This window comes from Actinoplanes sp. NPDC051470 (assembly GCF_040682035.1).
Classification (GTDB): Bacteria; Actinomycetota; Actinomycetes; order Mycobacteriales; family Micromonosporaceae; genus Actinoplanes.
Window position 1 is genome coordinate 123,201 of record NZ_JBFBAA010000019.1, and the last position, 19,324, is coordinate 142,524.

At 70.5% G+C, this 19,324-nt stretch carries 9 protein-coding genes; 3 read left to right on the top strand and 6 right to left on the bottom strand.

Annotated features, from left to right (window positions below):
* Window positions 1-10: 10 nt before the first annotated feature.
* From AB0M54_RS29930 to AB0M54_RS29940, 3 genes are all read right to left on the bottom strand, one after another.
* On the bottom strand, window positions 11-11,554 hold the full coding sequence (locus tag AB0M54_RS29930) for an amino acid adenylation domain-containing protein (RefSeq protein WP_364474948.1): 11,544 nt from the start codon (window positions 11,552-11,554) through the stop codon (window positions 11-13).
* Window positions 11,555-11,812: 258 nt separating this feature from the next.
* Window positions 11,813-12,490, bottom strand: a complete 678-nt coding sequence (locus AB0M54_RS29935; protein WP_364324034.1) for a hypothetical protein — start codon at window positions 12,488-12,490, stop codon at window positions 11,813-11,815.
* 534 nt (window positions 12,491-13,024) lie between these two features.
* Window positions 13,025-13,471, bottom strand: a complete 447-nt coding sequence (locus AB0M54_RS29940; protein ID WP_364474950.1) for a hypothetical protein — start codon at window positions 13,469-13,471, stop codon at window positions 13,025-13,027.
* A 128-nt stretch (window positions 13,472-13,599) separates the two neighbouring features.
* Here AB0M54_RS29940 and AB0M54_RS29945 point away from each other — a divergent pair, with 128 nt between their 5' ends.
* The 3 genes from AB0M54_RS29945 (at window position 13,600) to AB0M54_RS29955 (ending at window position 15,834) form a co-directional block, all read left to right on the top strand.
* Window positions 13,600-14,157 carry a carboxymuconolactone decarboxylase family protein gene (locus tag AB0M54_RS29945; protein WP_364474952.1) on the top strand — a complete coding sequence of 186 codons (558 nt, stop codon included), beginning with the start codon at window positions 13,600-13,602 and terminating at the stop codon, window positions 14,155-14,157.
* A gap of 36 nt (window positions 14,158-14,193) precedes the next feature.
* Window positions 14,194-15,003, top strand: a complete 810-nt coding sequence (locus AB0M54_RS29950; RefSeq protein WP_364324028.1) for a helix-turn-helix transcriptional regulator — start codon at window positions 14,194-14,196, stop codon at window positions 15,001-15,003.
* Between the two features lie 231 nt (window positions 15,004-15,234).
* Entirely contained in the window at window positions 15,235-15,834 is a 600-nt protein-coding gene (locus AB0M54_RS29955) for a LuxR C-terminal-related transcriptional regulator (protein WP_364474954.1), read from the top strand.
* 19 nt (window positions 15,835-15,853) lie between these two features.
* Here AB0M54_RS29955 and AB0M54_RS29960 read toward each other — a convergent pair whose 3' ends face one another.
* From AB0M54_RS29960 to AB0M54_RS29970, 3 genes are all read right to left on the bottom strand, one after another.
* Window positions 15,854-17,023, bottom strand: coding sequence for a sensor domain-containing protein (locus AB0M54_RS29960; RefSeq protein ID WP_364474956.1), 1,170 nt, complete (start codon window positions 17,021-17,023; stop codon window positions 15,854-15,856).
* Between the two features lie 50 nt (window positions 17,024-17,073).
* Complete coding sequence (locus AB0M54_RS29965; RefSeq protein WP_364474958.1) at window positions 17,074-17,823, bottom strand: serine protease; 750 nt, start codon at window positions 17,821-17,823, stop codon at window positions 17,074-17,076.
* Between the two features lie 415 nt (window positions 17,824-18,238).
* Complete coding sequence (locus tag AB0M54_RS29970; RefSeq protein ID WP_364474960.1) at window positions 18,239-19,132, bottom strand: GGDEF domain-containing protein; 894 nt, start codon at window positions 19,130-19,132, stop codon at window positions 18,239-18,241.
* Window positions 19,133-19,324 lie beyond the last annotated feature (192 nt).

The window sequence follows — 19,324 nt, forward strand, 5'->3', positions numbered from 1 at the left end:
ATGCCCAGCCTCAGCTGGTCGTAGGCGGTGGTTGGACGTCGTCATCGAGGTCGAGCCGCTCATGCAAAAGGTGCAGCGGCGCTGCCCGCACCCCGGCGGCGTCGAGGGCGTACCAGTAAGCGGCGGCCTGCTCCGGATCGACCGGCCCGGTGACCAACGGCAGGCCGGGTTGCGCCGCATGCAGCAGGGACTCCAGCTGACAGGACGCGAGGGTCCGCGGCAGCTGCGCCGTCACCGCCGGCAGCCCGGGAGCACTTCTCCGTGTCGTCTCGCCGCAGTCCAGCAGGCCGCCGCCGACGATCAGCACGTCGCCGTGGTTCCGCATCCGGGCCAGCGCGCGGGCCGTGTCGAAACAGTGCGGGAACGAGTCGTCAACCAGGATCGTGCCCGGGCGCAGCTGATCGACGTCCAGCGTGTGCGGGCCGCTGCTCGTCGCGGCGATGATCACGTCCGCCCGCTGAACCGCCCGCGGTTCCGTCACGATCTCCACCGGGACCTCGACGCTCGCGGCGATCTCAGTGAGACGCGGGACCGCCGCCGGCAGATCGCACAGGATCAGTCCGGCCGGCCGCTCGGCGGCGCGGGCGAGCAGCAGGGTCAGCGAGGATGTGCCGATCGAGCCAACGCCGAGCACGGCCACGACGCAGTCCCCCAGCTTGCGGCCACGGGCTGCCAGCGCCGCCAGAACGGTACGGACGACCGCCACGGCGGTCACCGCGTGACCGGTCGTCAGGTTCGCCCCGGGGCGCAGGTACGGAGAGACGGCCTCCCCATAACCGGTGTGAGCCGGGATCATGCCCGCCAGTGAGACCGTCCGCGCGCCGTGCCCGGCGGCCAGATCGACCGCTGCCGCCGCGTCCCGGGCCAGGTCGGCGTGGCCTAGCTCGTCAGCGAACCGGGGCACCGCGACGAACCCGGACCGGCCCAGTGGGGTGTCGACGGTCTCCAGCAGCCGGGGACGGCCGTCGGGGACGAGCATCGCGCGAATCGTCTCGCGGTCCAGTCCAGGCAGCAGGCGCCGGACCTCTTCGGGCAGTGCCCCGGCCATGGCGGTCAGCTGCCCGGGGGCCGGCAGATAGCCAACGAGCGCGGCGTCCAGCGCCCCGGAACCCCCGCCGCGCTCCGAGGCGCCGAGATTCTCCGCGTCCATCGCCGGGCCGATGTCTGCGGCGTTCGGCGGGGCGCCGAGGGCCGCGGCCAGCTCCCGTTCCAGGTGGGACAGTTGCTCGCGGGGGAAACGGGTACGCAGGGTCAGGCGCAGACCGCCGTCGACCGGACGGACCGCCAGCAGGACGTCGGTGCCGGGCGGGACAGCCAGGTCTGCGTCGGTGTCGTCCCAGGTCAGCCGCAATAATTGGCCTTCGAGCGGGCCGAGCGCCCCGAAATCGAGGTGGGTGAGGAAGTACCGCCAGCCGTACGGTGCCGTGAATCTCCTGGTCCGGGCGTCGGCGACGGCAACGGCCACCTCGGCGAGGCCGGCACCGGGCCCGGGACGGACCGCGACGGCCGTCGCGCACGGCCCGAAGATCCGCCCGACATCAGGCAACGCATGGTCACGACCGGTCACCGCGACACCGATCACCGGGTCTGGATGGCCGGTCACCGCCGCGAGCGCACGATGGTAGGCCGCGAGCACCGGGAGGAACGGTGTCGCACCGGCCGCCAGTGCCCGTTCTCGCAGCGCCGCCACGCCGGGCGGACTCACCGTCAGCCCGCCCGTGACGATCGTTCCACCGGTGCTCATCGGATCACCGTCGTGCGGCACCACCTCGGGCGTCCCGTCCGCCGGCAGGGCCACGTAGTCACGGAACGTCGCCCGCAACGGTGCCAGCCCCTCCCCGTCATAGGTTGCCAGCAACTCACGCAACAGCAGCGCCACGCTGTATCCGTCGCCGACCAGATGGTGCGCGTGTGCCAGCACCACGTGCTCCTCCGGGCCGTACCTGAGCAACCGCAACCGGACCAGGGGCCACCGGGCCGGATCGAAGCGATGCTCCCGCTCCGCCGCCAACTCCTCGTCGAGCGGGCGGGGCCGCGGTTCGTGGCCGACGACGAGCCGGACGGACGGAAGCTCGCGTTGCACCGGCGGCCGCGCGCCCTGCGGGAAGACGGTCCGCAACATCGAATGCCGCTCGACCAGCACGTCCACCGCCCGCTGGAAACGCGCTGGATCGAGCGGGCCGCGCAGTCGCGGAGCCGCCAGCCAGGTCGGCGGAGCACCGACGGCGTCGGCGAGCAGGAACCCGCGCTGCGTCAATGTGACCGGGAAATCCCCGTCGGGCCTGCCCTCGACGTCGTGGTCGACGGCCGGCCCGGCCGCCGCGTCGATCACGGCGGCGAGCCCGGCAAGGGTCCGATGCCGGTACAGGACCGTCGGTCGTGGCAGCGCGGGCCGATGCTCGGCCAGGCTCGCGAACAGTTCCAGCACACCGATCGAGTCCCCACCCAGTGCGAAGAAGTCGTCGTCCCGCCCGACCGATGTCACGCCGAGCCGCCGCGCCCACAGGTCAGCGAGCAGCCGCTCGGTCGCGGTCCGGGGCGCATTCGTCTCGGATGCCCCGGCGGGCGCGGCCGGCCCCGATTCCAGGGCCGCGCGGTCGGTCTTCCCGGCTGCGGTCAGCGGCAGTTGCGGCACCACCTCGAACCGGCTCGGCACCAGATAGTCCGGCAACAGCCCGGTCAGGTACGCACGCAGCGACGGCCCGTCGGCCGAGGACGACTGCACCCAGGCGACCAGCCGCTGCCCTTCGACCCGGACGGCGACCCGCTCCACCGCGGAATGCTGCCGCAACACCGCCTCGACCTCACCGGGCTCGACCCGGAACCCGTGCAGTTTCACCTGATCGTCGGCCCGCCCGCGGAACCACAGCACCCCGTCGCCGTCCCGCGCCGCGAGGTCGCCGCTGCGATACCAGCGCCGCCCGTCGCGCTCGACGAACGCCGCCCGCGTCTGCTCCGGATCGTCGAGATAACCGTCGGCCAGCCCCGTGCCGCCGATGTGCAACTCGCCGACCTCACCGTCGGCACAGAGCCGCCCGTCCGCCGCGATCACCTCCACGACCGCCCCGCCGATCGGCCGCCCGATCGGCAGCCGGGTCGCGTCGTCACCCGGCCGCGAGTCGATGAGATGCCAGGTCGCGTTGATGGTCGTCTCGGTGGGCCCGTACAGGTTGGTGATCCGCTGCCCCGGACCGAGCAGGTCGAACCATCGCCGCACGTGCGCCGGCGACAGTTCCTCCCCGCCGACGTGCACCCACCGCAGCCCGGACAGATCGGCCCGACTTCGTTCGGCGGCCGTCAGCACCCGCTCCCAGAGCGTCGGCACCGAGCTCCACACCGTCACCCGGTCTCGCTCCAGTCGCTCCACCAGCAGTTCCGGATCCCGTACGGTGTCCCGGTCCCATGCCACCACGGTCGCGCCCACCAGCAGCGGGGCGAGCAGTTGCCGCACCGAGGCGTCGAAGCAGATCGACGCGGTCTGTGCCAGTCGATCCCCTTCCCGATAGCCGAAGGCGGTGATCGCCCAGTCCAGGTAGTTGACCATCGCCCGGTGGCTGACGGCGACGCCCTTCGGGCGCCCGGTCGATCCCGACGTGAAGATGACGTACGCCGTGTCCGCCGCCGTGTCTTCCACAGCCGCCGCGGTCGCGCCCGTCACCCGCACGTCCATCAGCGTGAACCCGCGCCGGCCGAGCGCTTCGGCCGCGACCCGCGTGCCGGCGTCGCAAACCACGACCTCCACCCCGGCCCGGCCGAGCTGGCTCGCCAGTCGCGCCGGCGGATGCGCGACGTCCATCGGCACCCACGCCGCACCTGCCTTGAGGATTCCGACCACGCCGATCACGGTGTCCGCTCCGGGGCTGGTCAGCAGCCCGATCCGCCGCGGCCCGCCATCCACCAGCCGCCCAGCGAGCCGGTCGGACGCGACATCCATCTCCCGATAGGTGAGCACCGCGCCGTCAGTCATCACCGCCGCACCCTCCGGAGTGCGCCGAGACTGCTGCCGAATCCGCTCCACCACCGAAGCAGGGGCCGGCGAACCCACGTCATCCCGCACGGCCTCTCCTCCGGCGAGCGCGATGATCTCCGCGAGATGCTCCTCCGCGAACCGTGCCACGGTCGCGTGCCGGAACACCGCGATCGGATAGTTCCAGGAGAAGTGCAATGCCCCGTGCTGCTCGAAGCAGACCAGCCCCAGCCGCGTGGCCGCCGACGCCGTCCCCGCTGTCGTGGCAAGCACGTTCGTCCGGCTCTGGCCCACGCCGGGGAACCGCGCGAAGCTGAAACTCGCCGGGCTCACCGTGCGCGGCCCCGCTCCGCTCGCCTCCAGCATCCGCGCCAGGTCCACTGTCGACACCGATCCGTGCTGCTCGGCTTCGAACCACGCGTCACGCAACCGGGCCGCCAGGATCACGGCCGGTTCGCCCACGCGCACGTCGGCGGCGAGCACCGGCAACGTGTCGGCGAACGGTCCGACCATCCGCTCGATGCCATCGAGCCGGGCGGTCCGCCCCGCCCTGGCCACCGAAACCGGCACGGACTCCTGCCCGCTCCACCGCGCGAGGCATCGCACATAGCCGGCCAGCAGAAGATGAAAAACGGACACGCCGGCAGTCCACGCCGCCGCGGTCAGCCGGTCGCCGATCTCCCTTTCCAACACCCTCTGGTGTACGCCGAACGGTGCCGACGGTTCCTCCTCGGCCGCACCGTCGAACGGCAGCCCGAGCCGTGGATATTCGGACAGGGACGCACGCCAGTATTCGACATCGGCCGAAGCGGGCGGGACTCGCCGCGCCTCATGGTCGGCGAACGTCACCGGTAGAGGCGCTGCCGGCTCCTGTCCTTCATAGATCGTCCAGAGCTCGTCCCCGAGCACCGCGATGCTGTATCCGTCGCCCGCCGCGTGATGCATCACCACGACGAGATGGGCGAGTTCCTCCCCCGCCACCACGAGGACCGCCCGGATCGGTCCTTCCCGGCTCAGGTCGAACGTCCGGTTCCGCAGTTCGGCGTCCAGCTCCGCCACCGACGCGTCCCACTCGCCAGTCGATGCGAGCGGTTCGGCACCGCTCCTGACAACCGTGTACCACTCCGGTCCCCGGCTGCTGCCGGGCGCCACGAAGTACTGGCCGTCCGGACCGAATCGCACCCGCAGCATCGGATGCCGTCGCTCCAGTTGAGCGAAGGCACGCCCCAGCCGTCCGGAATCTATCGGCCCGCCAAGGGTTTGTCGCACATAGGCGTAGGCCGGGACCGCGGGATAGAGCCGTCCCGTCGTGACGAAGGCCCGCTGCACCGGACTGAACGGGAATTCCGTCGCTTCCGGCCCGGCCAGATGCCCGACGAGTTCCCCGATCGTCCGGTGTTCGAAGAACAGTGTCGTCGACAGCGTTCGTCCGAGCCGTTTCTCCAGCTCCTTGACCATGTCGACCGCGGTGAGCGAGTCCAGTCCCAACGCCAGGAACGGCTCGTCGGTCCCGATCGATTCCGCTTCCCGCGCCAATGGTCCGGCCAGCAGCTCCTGGACGAGCGCCACCAGGGCGGTATGCCCCCACCCATTCCCGGCGGACGTGGCCGGCCCCGGCGAGACTTCTACCCTGGCCGCCCCTCCGGCGGGTGTCCGGCCGGGAGCCCCTCCCGTCGTCAACGACTTGCCGGGACGCTCCCCGGTCGTCGAGGACCCGCCGTCCACCAGCCCGTTCCCGAGCGCTACGGTCGGTGCGGCAGTCGCTGGTCGCGTACCCGCCACGGTGATCATCACTTGGTGAGCGCCGAGCCCGGCCGCCGCCCACAACACCTCCGGCAGCCGTCCGATCGGCAACATCCCGTCGCCGGTGTTCGCCGGACCCCGAGGGGTGTGTACGGCCGCGAGGCCCGCGCCGGCGAGCGCGGGAAGGTTGACCGCCACGAACGGGCGGCCCGCGGCCCGTTCCGCCGCCGCGAAAGCGTCCAGGAAGACATTGCCTGCCACGTACTCACCCAGCGCACCGGCAAGCCCCGGCCGCACCGACGAGATCGAGGACAACGCCACCACCAGCGGCGGGCGCTCCCCCAGCGCACGAGTGAGCAACATCGTCCCGCGTACCTTCGCGGCCAGCCCGGCGGCCAGCTCGCCGGCGGTCTTGGTCCGCAGGCTGCCCGGCCGCACCACACCGGCGGCCTGCACCACGACGTCGAAATCCTGGCCGGCGACCAGCGCCGCGACATCCGCCGCGACACTCACGTCCGCCACCCGGTACTCCGCTTCGGCCCCCAGCCCACGCAACTCGTCGAGAAGCGCGACGGGCGCCGCGGAACGGCCCGCGAGCAACAGCCTCGGCCGGCCGCGCCGGGCCAGGTGCCGGGCGATCTCGGCACCGGCCGCCCCAGCCCCTCCGACGATCAGGTAACTGCCGTCCCGGGGCACGGCCGGCATGTCGGCGGTGCTCTCCTCCTCGTAGTCCGACGGCACGAAGACCCGTGTGAGCCGTCGGCCGGCCCGCCAGGCGACGATCTCCGCGGGTCCGGCGGCCGGCACCGCCTTCTCGGCCTCGACGGCCGCGGTCCGGGCCTCTTCCGTGTCGTCCGAGCAGAGGTCGACGATCCGTACACCGGCGCGCGGATTCTCGTCGGCGAAGGCCATCGCCAGCCCGGCCCAGACCGCGTACCCGGGACGCGGCCGCTCCGCGCCGATCGCCCAGAGGTCGCTGGTCACGATGAGCAGAAAGCCGTCCGTCGGCGCCGCGGCGATCGCCGCGAAGGCGGTCTCGGCCGCCTCGGTGTCGGCGACCAGGACCGTCACCGCCGGGTCGTCCCCCGGTTCCCGGGACGCTGAGCCCGCCGGCCCGGGCGTGACCGTGGCTTCCCCGGCTCCGGGCCAGGTCGGTGCCGTGTCACCGGCACGGGTGGACGTCTTGTCCGGGAGTGGAGTTTCGCTCCAGGCCGGAACGGACAGGACCGGCCGTGGCGGGTCGGTGATCCAGTAGCGGCGCCGCTGGAACGGATAGGTGGGAAGGTCCACCCGACGCGTCCCGGTGTCGAGCCCGGCGCGGTCGAGGGGAACCCCGCGCGACCACAGCTCCCCGACCGTGGTCAGGAGCCCGGCCGCGTCCCGGCCCGCGAAGAGAGCCGCCGTTCCCCGTACACCTGCTCGCGGTTTTGCCTTCTCGCGTACGAACGAGGAAAGCGTGACCGAACCACCCACCTCGACCATCGTGTCGAAGCCGGCCTCACGCAGCCGGGTCGCGGCCGCCGCGAAGAGGACCGGGCGCACCGCATGGGCCGCCAGATAGGGCGCGTCGAAGGCGGCACCCCACTCGCCGGTGACCGTGCTGATCTGCGGAATCACCGTGGCGCGAGGCGGTGGCGCCAACCGGCCGAGCTGATCGGTGATCGGCTCCATCGCCGGCGAGTGGAAGGCGTGCGAGACCGCGAGGCGGCGGGTGACCACGCCGTGCGCGCCGAGCCGGGCCGTGACCTGCTCGATCGCCTCGAGCGTGCCGGCGAGCACCACCCGTTCCGGGCCGTTCTCGGCCGCGACGACCACGCCGTGCGCCGCGAACCCATCCGGTGCGCCCTGGGCGGCGTCGCGGGTCAGCAGGCCGGCGATCTCGGAGACGGACGCGGCGACGGCGAGCATCGCACCGGGCGCGGCGAGAGCGGCGGTGAGCCGGCCCCGCTGGGCCGCCAGCAGGACAGCCTCGACCGCGGTCAGACGGCCCGCCGTGACGGCGGCGGACAGTTCCCCGACGCTGTGGCCGGCGACCGCGCCCGGCCGGACCCCGTAGGCGGCGAGCTGCGCCGCCTGGGCCACCCCGAAGGCGACCACCAGCGGTTGAGTGACCTCCGTCCGGGCCAGTTCCGCGACCGGGACCGTCGGATCGATGCACCACTCGGCCAGGGTCCGGCCGGCGATCGGGCCGGCCGCCGCGGACATCTCGTCGAGGACCGCACGGAACACGGGAGCGGTGGCGTACAGGTCGGCGCCCTGCCCGGGCCGCTGCGTGCCCTGTCCACCGAACAGGAACGCCAACCGGCCCGGCCGTCCGAGCGGAGACCCGGGCGCCACCGCGGCGAGCTGCTCCGCGAGGTCGTCTCCGGCGACCAGGGCGATCCGGTAGGGCCCATCGTCCCGGGCCGACGAGGCCGTCGCGCAGACGTCCGCCGTCCGCAACTCCGGATGCTTCCGCACATGGACCGCCAACTCGGAGGCCGCCGCCCGCAGAGCCGGCCCGGATCGCGCCGAAAGCGTCAGCAGATGCGGCCCGTCGGCCCTGTCGCCTTCACGGGAATCATCCGTCTGATGGGCCGCGACGATGACGTGGGCGTTGGTCCCGCCGAACCCGAAACCGTTGACACCGGCGATCAGCGCCCCGGTCCAGGGCCGATGTTCGGTGACCACCTCGAACCCGGTCGCGGCCAGGTCGAAGCGGGGTGATGGCCGGTCGTGGTGCAACGACGGGGGCAACTCCCGATGCCGCAGTGCGAGGATCACCTTCACCAGTGCCGGCATGCCCGCGGCGTTGAGCAGGTGACCGATGTTCGTCTTGACCGAGCCGAGGAAGCGGGGACGACCGTCCGGCCGGGGCGGGAACGCGTAGGCCAGCGAACGTGCCTCGACGGGGTCGCCGACCGCGGTCCCGGTGCCGTGCGCCTCCACATAGCTGACCTCGGCCGGGTCGACACCGCTGTTCCGGTAGGCGTCCGCGATCACCTCTCGCTGGAGCGACGGATTGGGCGCCATCAGACTCAGCGAGCGGCCGTCGTTGTTGACGGCGGTGCCCCTGACCACGGCCAGCACGCGATCGTCACCAGCATCGGCGAGGCGGGTCAGGATCAGAACGGCCCCGCCCTCCCCCGGCACGAACCCGTCAGCGCCCACGGCGAACGCCCGGCACCGCCCGGTCGGCGACAGCGCCCGTGCGTCGCCGAGCAGCATCTCGCCGGTGGCGGTGAGGTTGAGGTTCACCCCGCCGACGACCGCGACGTCGCAGTCCCCCGCCGACAGGCTGAGCCGGGCCAGATGCAGCGCCACGAGCGCGGACGAGCAGGCGGTGTCGACCGCGAGCGCCGGACCCCGGAGGTCCAGCAGATGTGCGACACGGGCAGCTGTCAGGTTTCGGAGCGTCCCCGTGAGCGCATGCGCCCCGGTGCCCCCGACAGCGCCGCCGAGCGCGCCGGCGACGATCTCGGGATACCCACTCTCGCCGACAGCGGCGAACACCCCGATCCGCCGGCCCGTGCGGTGCGGTCCGGCATATCCGGCCCGTTCCAGCGCCTCGTGGGCAAGTTCGAGGAAGATCCGGGCATGAGGATCGAGCAACCGCGCCTCGTCCTCCCCGATCCCGAAGAATCCGGCATCGAACAGGGCCGGATCCGCCAGGAAGGCCCCGTGCCCGCCGTCGGCCCATCGGGTCACCGGCGTGACGCTGTCCCGCCCAGCCACAAGGTTGGCCCAGAATTCCTCCGGCGTATCCGCCCCGGGAAACCGGCACGCCATTCCGACAACCGCCAACTCCTCGCGCCGACCGATGTGATCCGGGGGCGAGGCGGCCTGGGCCCTCGCGGGTTCCAAGTCGGGTTGCGGGGAAGGCGGAGGCGTCAATCCGACGGCCTCGTCGGCCTCGTCGGCAAGGAGCCGGTCGGCGAGGGCGGAAACGGTCGCGCAGTCCCTCAGCGTCGCCGGATCGAGGGTGCGGCCGAACGCGTCTTCCAGCGCTGCCAGCACCTCCATGGCTGCCAAGGACGATCCGCCGATCGCCAGGAAACGGTCCTCAGGTCCGATCGTCTCCACCGGCATTCGCAATACGCGGGCCCAGATTGCCCGGACCACGCTCTCCACCTCGGCACGGCTCAGAGGCGCTCCCGCAGCCAACGACGCTTCAGCGGTCGCGGCGGTCCGGCCGGTCGGCGGCGGCGCCTCCGCTGACGAGGCGGGCGTGGTCGTGGTCGTGAGACGGTCGCGGAGAGGTTGGCGTCGAAGCTTTCCGCTCGTCGTTCGAGGGAAGGCGCCGGTGGGGACGATCTCGACGCGGACCTGGTCATAGGCGAGGGCCTCCGCCACCCGGGCGCGGACCAGAGCGGTCAGACCCGCCAGGTCGGGACGGACGGCGGGGGCCGACAGGAAGACCGTGACCTGTTCGCGGCCCTGCGACGGGTCGGTCACGCCGACCACAGCGACGGGGCCGGAGCCCAGTCCAGGGGTGGCGGACGCAACCTCCTCCAGGTCGGCGGCATGGAAATTCCGGCCGTGGATGAAGAGGACGTCCTTGTCCCGGCCGGTCACGCAGAGGCGGCCGCCGCGCAGGAAGCCCAGGTCGCCGGTGCGGAGCCAGTCACCGTCGAAGGCTGCGGCCGTGGCGGCGCGGTCGCCGTGATAGCCGCGGGTGACGTTGGGCCCGCGAACCTGGATGTGCCCGACCAGGAAGTCCTCCAGCACCATGCCCGTGTCATCGACGATGCGCAGCTCGCAGCCCGGCACCGGATAACCGACGTCCATGAATGACACGGCCGGCAGGAGACCAGGTCGGCCGGCCGAGTCCCCAGGCGCGGCAGAGACGGTGGGGTTGCCCGTGGGGCCGGCGGGAAGAGGCAGGGCGACGCCGCGGGACAACGCCGCACGGCTCAGGTGGAGTGGGACGGCGATCTCGTTCAAGGGTGGGCAGGCGACCGCGACGGTGGCTTCGGCCATGCCGTACACCGGCTTCATGGCGTCGGGTGCCAGCCGTGCCCGGCGAAGCCGGGAAGCGAACGTCGCCCAGACCGACGGGGAGATGGGCTCGGCCCCGACCATCAGCAGGCGGACGCTGCTGAGGTCGAACTCGTCCAGCATCTCCTCAGGAACGCGGCGGTTGACCAGGGCCAGGGCGAAGTTGGCGGCCGACAGGATCGTGGCGCGGTGCCGGGAGGCGGTGCGCAGCCACAGCTCGGGGCGTTTCGCGAAGGCGAGCGGGCTCACCCGAATCTGGCGGCAGCCCGCGTGCAGCGGCACGAGGTGAGTGCCGATCAGGCCCATGTCGTGGAAGTACGGCATCCAGGTGACCGCGATGTCCGTGCTGGTCACGCGGCTGATGTGGGCCGCCTGCTCCAGGTTCGCGACGACGTTGGCGTGGGTCAGTTCGACGCCCTTCGGCGTACCGGTGCTGCCGGAGGAGAACTGGAGGAAAGCGAGGTCGTCCGGACGGACCCGAACGGGGCTGGAAAGTGGGTGCGCGGATCGCAGGTCGCGTGGCGACATCAGGATGGCGCCGGGCGTCGCGGTGTCGCCCGCCAGCGGCGGATCGCCTAGGTGGCGGCGGACAGCGGCGAGGCGCTGGGCTTCCGGCGGGAGGGGCACCGGAACGACGCCGGCGACGATCGCGCCCCAGAAGAGGCCCAGGAAGTCGACACTGTCATCGGCGACCACCAGCAGCGGGTCACCGGGGCGCAGGCCCGCCTCGCGCAGGCCTCCACCGATGCGCAGAGCATCGGCGAAAAGCTCGGCATAACTGGTGAAACGGTCGTTGTCGCCGACGTGGACCAATCCCTGGCCGGGTGCGACAGTGGCGGCTCGGACCAGCACATCGGTCAAGGTCATGATCAAGGCCCTATCGACGGGGTCGGTGCGTACGCACGCCCAAACCTGGCCGTGCCGCGTCGTACATCAATCCTTCACGAAAAGCCGAGGTCGGGCCTACGACCGGCAGACCGGCCGCCGGCTCGTGCCAGCCGCACCCGGCACAACGGCCTGTACCGATCCACAACCGGCGACGGCGATGTCAGGCGGCAGGTCTGGCTTGGGTAATAGCGGTAACGGGCACCATGCAGCTCCGGCGCCCGTCTGGTACGCCGCAGGTCAGGCGGTCCACTGGTAGACGCCGAGATCCACCAGGCGGACCGCCGAGGCGAACAGCAGGAAAGCCCCGACGCCCAGTGTGCCGATGCGGACCTTCCGACCGCGGAACACCGCCGCGATACCGAACAGGAAGAGGGCGGTGGCGAGCAGCACCGTGACACCGTCGAACTTGTCGCCGTACTCGTCCAGGAACTCGCCGCGCTCGTTCTCGCTCGCGGCCTGCTTCTCCATCTCCTCGCCCTTATCCCACTGCTCGATCGTGTAAGGGTTGCCCTCGACATCGTCGAACGGAGTGTCCGCCCCGTCATCGGGCTGCTTCTCCCACCACTCGATCGCCTTGACCAGGTTGTCGTCCATAACGGTTTCGCGCAGGTACACGGGCACACCACTGTCGTCATCCTGAGCCGCGATGACGTACTGGATGAACTGCTGCTGATCCGCGTTGTTCTGCTGAGTACCCTGGTCGTACCACTGACCGGCCTCGCTGGAACTGAGCGTGGCCTTCGTGAACTCCTTCTGCGAGTCCCCGCCCGCAAGACTGCCCTGGAACGCGGCCCACGCGGTCAGCGTAGCGGCGAGTCCGAGAAGAACGGCGACTACCAGTTCGAGGCGGTCGACCTTCTCTCTGACTACGGGCGCGGCGTTCTCCGCAGGGACGGGATCAGAGGGATAGCTCACGACAGACTTCCTTCCAGCAGACCCGGGACGGCCCCGGACGCGAGGCATGATCCTCATCAAATGCGCCCACGCCCGCAAACGCCCTCCCTGGACATCGGGCAAGGCACTTGAGGACCTTGCACGGACGAGTCCTAGTAGGACTCGGCGGCTGATTGTCGTATGTCGCTGGTAGCCCTTCGGGGTGATGTCTGGCCGCATGACGTGCAGCGGAGCCCTCGTTCAACCGGGGAACATCGGGTGGTCGCGGCACGAACGGCGCGAACCTGCGACGATGGCTCGACGTCTGCGAGCACCCGGTGGCGCATCGACAAGTTGAGATGCTTGTCAGCCTGATCTTATCCAGACGTGCACTCAAAGAATGCCCAATAGATCAGCGGTTCCCGGTCGGTCGGCTCGGCGAGCCGGGGATCGGTCGAGGGGTCGACGATCGGCCCGAGCCGGCCGGCGAAAGCGGTGTCCACCGGCGCCACGACGGCACCGGCGGCCGGCCGTCGTCCCGGCGCACCACGCCCGTGACGGCCGCTTCGCGGTTTCTCAGCGGTGTGAATCGAGCCACTCCTGAATCTCGGTGATGACCTGCTTGTCGGGTTCGCCGAACTCCGGGGAGAACTTCCGGGTGACGTTCATGGTATGGGCCATGCCGGGGTAGATGACGAGCTTGTGGTCCTTGTTGCCGGCCGCGGCGACGGCGGTGTCGGCGACGATCGCGATCCGGCCGTCGTGGTTCTTGTCGGTACGGGCCAGCACCTTCCTGCCGTCGAGCAGCACGGAGCGGAGCTGGTCGGCGACCTCCTTCGGCTGACCCACCAGGCCATCGGCAGCCTCGACGGCGGTCAGCTGACCGTCGCCGTTGAGGTCGAACTCGTCATGCATCTGCACCAGCAGGCGACCGTAGATCTGGAAGGTCAGCAACTCCTTGATGGGCTTGCCGACAACCCCCATCTCGACCACGCCGAAAACGCTATTTTCGGCGGCGGTCAAGATCTATCCCGCCTACTACCCACCCGCGGGTACCGCTAGCTCTACCCCGCGTCGCGGAAGGCCGGTCAGGCCAGGTATTACCTCGGAGGGAATTGTTGGGCGACGGCTGCGGGCGCAGAGTTGCCGGCATGACCAACTACGAGATCCACACGATCGACACCGCACCGGACTACGCCAAGCAGCCGTTCGCGCTCCTTCAGGAAGCTTTCGGCTTCATTCCGGGTGTGGCGGGCGCGATGGCGAACTCGTCGCCGTTGCTGAACTCGTTTTTCTCCGCCTTCGGCCACTTCCGCGGCGCGGGCACGTTCTCCCCGGCCGAGCGGCAGGTGCTGCTGCTGTCGAACGCGGTCGCCAACAACTCCGCGTGGGCGGTCGCGTTCCACACGCTGGAGGCGCTGGCCGACGGTGTGCCGCCGGCCGAGGTCGACGCGATCCGGCAGCGCCGGCTTCCCACCGACGCGCGGCTCGCCGCGTTGTCGGCGCTAACCCAGGCCCTGATCACCACGCGGGGACACCTCGACGAGGCCGACACCGCGGCGTTCCTCGCCGCCGGATTCGACCGCAACCAGATCCTCGAGGTGGTCACCGGGGTGGCGATCTCAGCGATGACCAACTACGCGGCGACGGTCGCGGATCTCCCGCTCGAGGACCGGCTGCTCGAACACAGCTGGAACGTTGAGCGCTGAGGGCCGGCGGAGCCGGGAATGAGGGATAGTGGCGTGATGTCCGAGGTCGGCACGCTGATCAGGCACTGGCGCAACGCCCGGGGCCTGAGTCAGCTGGCCTTGGCGGCCGGCTCCGTGGTCTCGTTACGGCACCTGTCGTTCATCGAGACCGGCCGGTCGAGCCCGTCCCGCACGATGGTGCTCAAACTGGCCGAGGTGCTCGATGTGCCGTTGCGGGAACGCAACAGCCTCCTGCTCGCTGCGGGCTTCGCGCCGGTCTACCCGGAGTCGGCGCTCGACGCTCCGGAACTGGCCGCGGTTCGCGGCGCCCTCGACGTCATCCTCGCCCAGCAGGAGCCCTATCCCGCGCTGGTCATCGACCGGGACTGGAACATCCGGCAGGTCAACGGCGCGGCCACCCGATTCTTCGAGTTTCTGCAGGCCGGGCACGACGCGGCGGCACCAGGTCCGCCGAACGTGCTTCGCCGGATGTTCCACCCGGACGGTGTCCGGCGCTACGTGACGAACTGGCCGGAGGTCTGCGAGGCCCTGGTACGCCGGGTCCGCCGCGAAGCCATCGGCGGGGTCACCGACGAACGCGCGCAAACCATCCTCCGGGAGGTGCTGGCATACCCGGGTGTGCCCGCCTCACTCCGATCGCTGGACGCCAGCACGCCCACATTGCCGGTCATACCCATTCAGTACGCCCGCGACGGGCGCCGGTTCGACTACTTCTCGACCGTGACCACGCTCGGCACCGCGCAAGACATCACGCTGCAGGAACTCCGCATCGAGTGCTTCTTCCCGACGAACGACCTCACCCGCGACCACGCACGCACGCTGGCCGCACCCGCGTCTGATCGGTAGGGGCGAAAACCGCGTCCCTGCGGTGGTCGGCGACGGTGGTGCAGGCGCAAATCCCTGCTCTGGTTCGTACCGATGGTGGCGCTGGCACCACCGGCATTCGTGCATGCCTGTGTCATCGATCGGCACGCCCGTCCTCCGTAGCGTTCGTCGTACGTTGCGCGGATGGAGCTCTGATGGCCGACCGTCCCCGGCGAAGATGGAGGTAGGTGAACTATGAGCAAATCGATCGCGGTGTCGGTGCTCGCGTCCGAACCGCTGCGAGAGATGGGCATCACCGCGATGCTGAAACGGTTGCCGGAGCTGTCCGTCCGGCGGTTCTCCCCGAACGTACACAGCGATGTCGTCGTGGCCGACCTGAGCCGGCTCGTGTTGCCGACGCTGAGGCCCCTGCAAGAGGCCGCGCGGGCACACGGGTCGGTCGCGGTCATCGTCACGGACGGCCGCGAGGCGGATCCCGCGGCCATGTTCAAGGCGGGCGTCGTTACCGTCCTGCACATGGTCGAGGCGACCCAGGCTAACCTCCTGTCCGCTGTTCAGAACGCGGCCGCGATCGACCGTCTGGGGATGGCGGTGCCCCGGAACGACTTGACCGACCAGATCCGCCGCCTCGAAAGGATCAACGGCGGAGACGGAGCGGGGCCGGTCCTCTCCGAACGCGAGGCCACCGTCCTCCGTCATCTGGCCGCCGGGCTCGAAAGCAACGAGATCGTGAAGGAGATGAACGTCTCGGAGCGGACCCTCAAGTACATCCTCTGGTGCGTCATGAGTCGCTTGTCGCTACGCAACCGGGTCCACGCGGTGGCTACCGCGATCCGGGCCGGTGTCATCTGACCACCAGGTCAGCCTTTGATCACGAGCCGAACGGCACCGTGGCCGTGATCACCGTCGGCCCCCCGGACGGCGACTCCACGGCCAGCTTTCCGTCGAGGACGACCAAGCGCCTGCGGAGCCCTTCCAATCCTCCTCCCGGACGTGGAACCGCACCGCCCGCGCCGTTGTCGCGGACAGTCATCCGAATCTGGCCGCCTCTGGTGAGGACCTCGAGGTCGATACGATCGCAGCCGCTGTGGCGAACGGCGTTGGTGATCAATTCAGCCGCGGTGAAATACAGGGCGGACTCCATCGGCGCGGGAAGCGCCCGTGGCACATCGGCGCTCAGCCGCACCGGCACGGCGGCGGCAAGCACCAATTCCTCCAGGCCACCGGAAAGACCCCGCTCCGCCAGGACCGGAGGATGGATACCGCGAACGATGTCCCGCAGTCCCTCCAGCGCGGTGCTCGCGCTGGCACGAGCGTCCGCAACCATGCGCCGCACGGGCTCGTCGTCCCCGGCGAGCTGCTCGGCCATGCCCAGTTTCAGGCTCAGCGCGGTCAGCTGTGCCTGCGCCCCATCGTGCAGATCACGTTCCAAGCGGCGAAGCTTCGCCTCACCGGTGTCGAGCGCGTCGGCCCGGTCCTCGTTGAGCTTGGCGATCCGGCCGACGAGCACGGCTCCCCGGGTCGGTCGTAGCAGGACCCTCGCGAGCCGGCGCTCGACGGACAACAGCAGACCCTGGAGGAAGAACGTCAGTACGCCCACTCCCACTGCCCGCATGACGAGAAGCCAAGCCTGGGCCGGCCCCGTGATCAGTGACCCGTTCAGATTCAGCGTCTCACCGTCGGGCCCGACAGCGAGCAGCAGGGGTGCCATCAGACCGGCGGCCGTCCACACCCAGAGAACGACGCTGACGATGGCCACCGGCAGCAGAAAGACTCCATTCGCCAGGTGCCACATCACGTCGCGCCAAGTCGCGGGATCCCCGGCGAGGACCCGTAGGCGTGCGGTGAGCCCGCCGGGAAGCGCCGGGTACGAAGCAGGAACGTCGAGGCGGGCCCGCCAGCGGTTCGATACCCGCCGCATCGCACGAAGCGCGAGGTCGAGCAACGGCAGCCCGACTCCGGCCAGGCACAGCAGCGCCGAAGCCGCCACGGCCACGATCAGGGCAAGCGCGATGAGGCCGGCGGACACCGTGGTCAGCACGTCGCGGATCCCAGGAGCCCATCGCTTCACGTCGTTCGCAACTCCTCGGATCAGCCACCGGACACGAGGCGGCGGGACGCGCGCCTGATGTCTGGTGCGAAGTAGGCGACGTCGGTGAAGACCGGCTTCGCATCCTCGTTGTTCTCCCATTCGCAGTCCGAGCCGAAGCTGACGATGCCTACCTGTTCCCGTCGGCCGTGGGCGAGCCGGCGAAGGCCCGGTCCACCGGGGTCACCGTGGCAGAAACTACGCCGGTTCACCGTTCGCGTACACAGGTACTGGTCGTAGTGGTCCGGGTTCTCCCCGCACTGCGCGTCGGGCAGGAACGGCAACTCCACCTTCTGCAGGTGACGCTGCTGCTCACCTTCCCAGGACGCCGCACCCCACCCGGTGACGGTGACCGTCTCCGGATCGATGCGAGCGGTCGCCAGCGGCAGCGTGGGCAACGACATCGGCGCGGCGAGCTTCAGCAGGCCCCAGTCGTTGTCGAACCATTCGCCAGGTGGCGTGTACGTGGCCACCGAAGCCACCGTGTCGCGGGCCGGGTCGGCCAGGTCGACCACGCCGGCAACCACCGTGAAGCCGTCTCCGGGGCGGTCGTCGAGGCAGTGCTTGGCGGTGAGCACCAGGCGGGGTTCGATCAGGGTCCCGCCACAGTCCACCGGCAGCAGCCGGACCATCCAGGAGAACTCACCGGGCGCCACGGCCTCACCGCCGCTGATGGCTCTCGCCGGCGTGGCCCCGGCCAGCACCACCACCGCGGCCATGACCAACACCGCCCGGAGCCTGAGCAGAACCATGGCGATCTCTCCCTGGGAAGTAGTTGATCGGTAGTCATATACCTCGCGGATGGATCAGTGTAGGAGCAGCCGCAGGGCCGGAGGCTCGGTTTGTCCCAAAGGGAGAACCTGTCGACCCGGGCGGCCGCTTCCGGACCGAAATGGCAGCGCGGCCGGCTCGTCCTTACGGCAACGGCGTCAAGGACCACATCGCCAAGGACGGCCGGCTCATCTCGGTCGACGGCGCGCCGCTGGCCGGCCTGCCCGCCTCGGCCGGTGCGGCCATTCCGGCGGTCATCAGCGGTCGGCATCTTGCCGACTGCCCGGTGAACAGCACCGTCGCCGCCTGCGCCGGCACCTCCGCCGCGGGCCGGGGAGGCTACACCTTACGTACAAGGCGCCGGGTACGATCCGACGACGCTGAACGCCGTCTCGGTCAGCTCCGGAACCACCGCTTCGACGTGTGGACGCGCCGGGACTGGGCGGCCGAAGCCGCCGTCAGCGGATCAGGCGTGATCATCGGCCATCTCGGGACGAACGTCGTGATGCGGTTCTTCCCGCTGTTCTTGGCATGATAGAGGGCCAGATCGGCACGATGGATGACCAGTTCAGCGTCGTCCTCGAAACTCGTCGGCGTGGCAATGCCGATGGAGACCCCGATGCGAACCGTGTCGCCGTCAATCGTGTACTGCTCGCTGAGGTGCAACTGAACGCGCTCGGCGACGGTGAGCGCGTCGTGTTCGCCGTCGTTGAGTCCTCGGCAGAGCACCACGAACTCATCACCGCCGAACCGGCTGACGTAGTCTTCCGGACGGGTCGCGGCGATCAATCTTTGGGCGACCTGGCGGAGCAGTTCATCGCCGGCCCGATGGCCGAAGGTGTCGTTCACCGGCTTGAAGCCGTCGAGGTCGAGGAAGAGGACGGCGAACGGGCGCCTGTGCGCGATGGCGTTCTCGGCCCGCTCGTGCAGCAGCGAGCGGTTGGCCAGCCCGGTGAGCGGGTCATGCTGCCGGGCTTTGGCAAACCGCGCCGAGCTGGCCAGCGTGGCGGCGCCCAGGCCCCGCCCGGAGCTGTCCAACACCACCAGCCACGGCGTCGAGGCGTTCACGCTGTTCGCCAGCGCGGCGCCAAGACCAGAGACCGGCCCGGCGAAGGCGGTGTTGGCGTATTCTCTGGTTCTCTGGTCGCTCGCGCGGAGATTGTCGCCGATCAGCCCGGCGGCGAGCCGACCCCGCTGGTCGAAACCGTCCAGGATCCCCGAGCGGGTTTCCGCCTGCGTACGGACGAGATAGAACCCAGCCCCGCCGACCAGCCCGAACGCCACCACCACGATCAGCGCCGCGTACCCGCCGCCGAGGACCATTGTGCAGTAGCCGTTCACGTCGGTGCACTTGAGGTTCTGACCCTTGGCCGGCGCGTTGTGCGGCTTCGGCGGGCCGCGGTGACCCGCATGCCGTCCGGCAGCCACCCAAGGTGTAGTGCGCCCTGGCCGGCTGAACGGGCTGCGGCTTCAGTGCCTCGG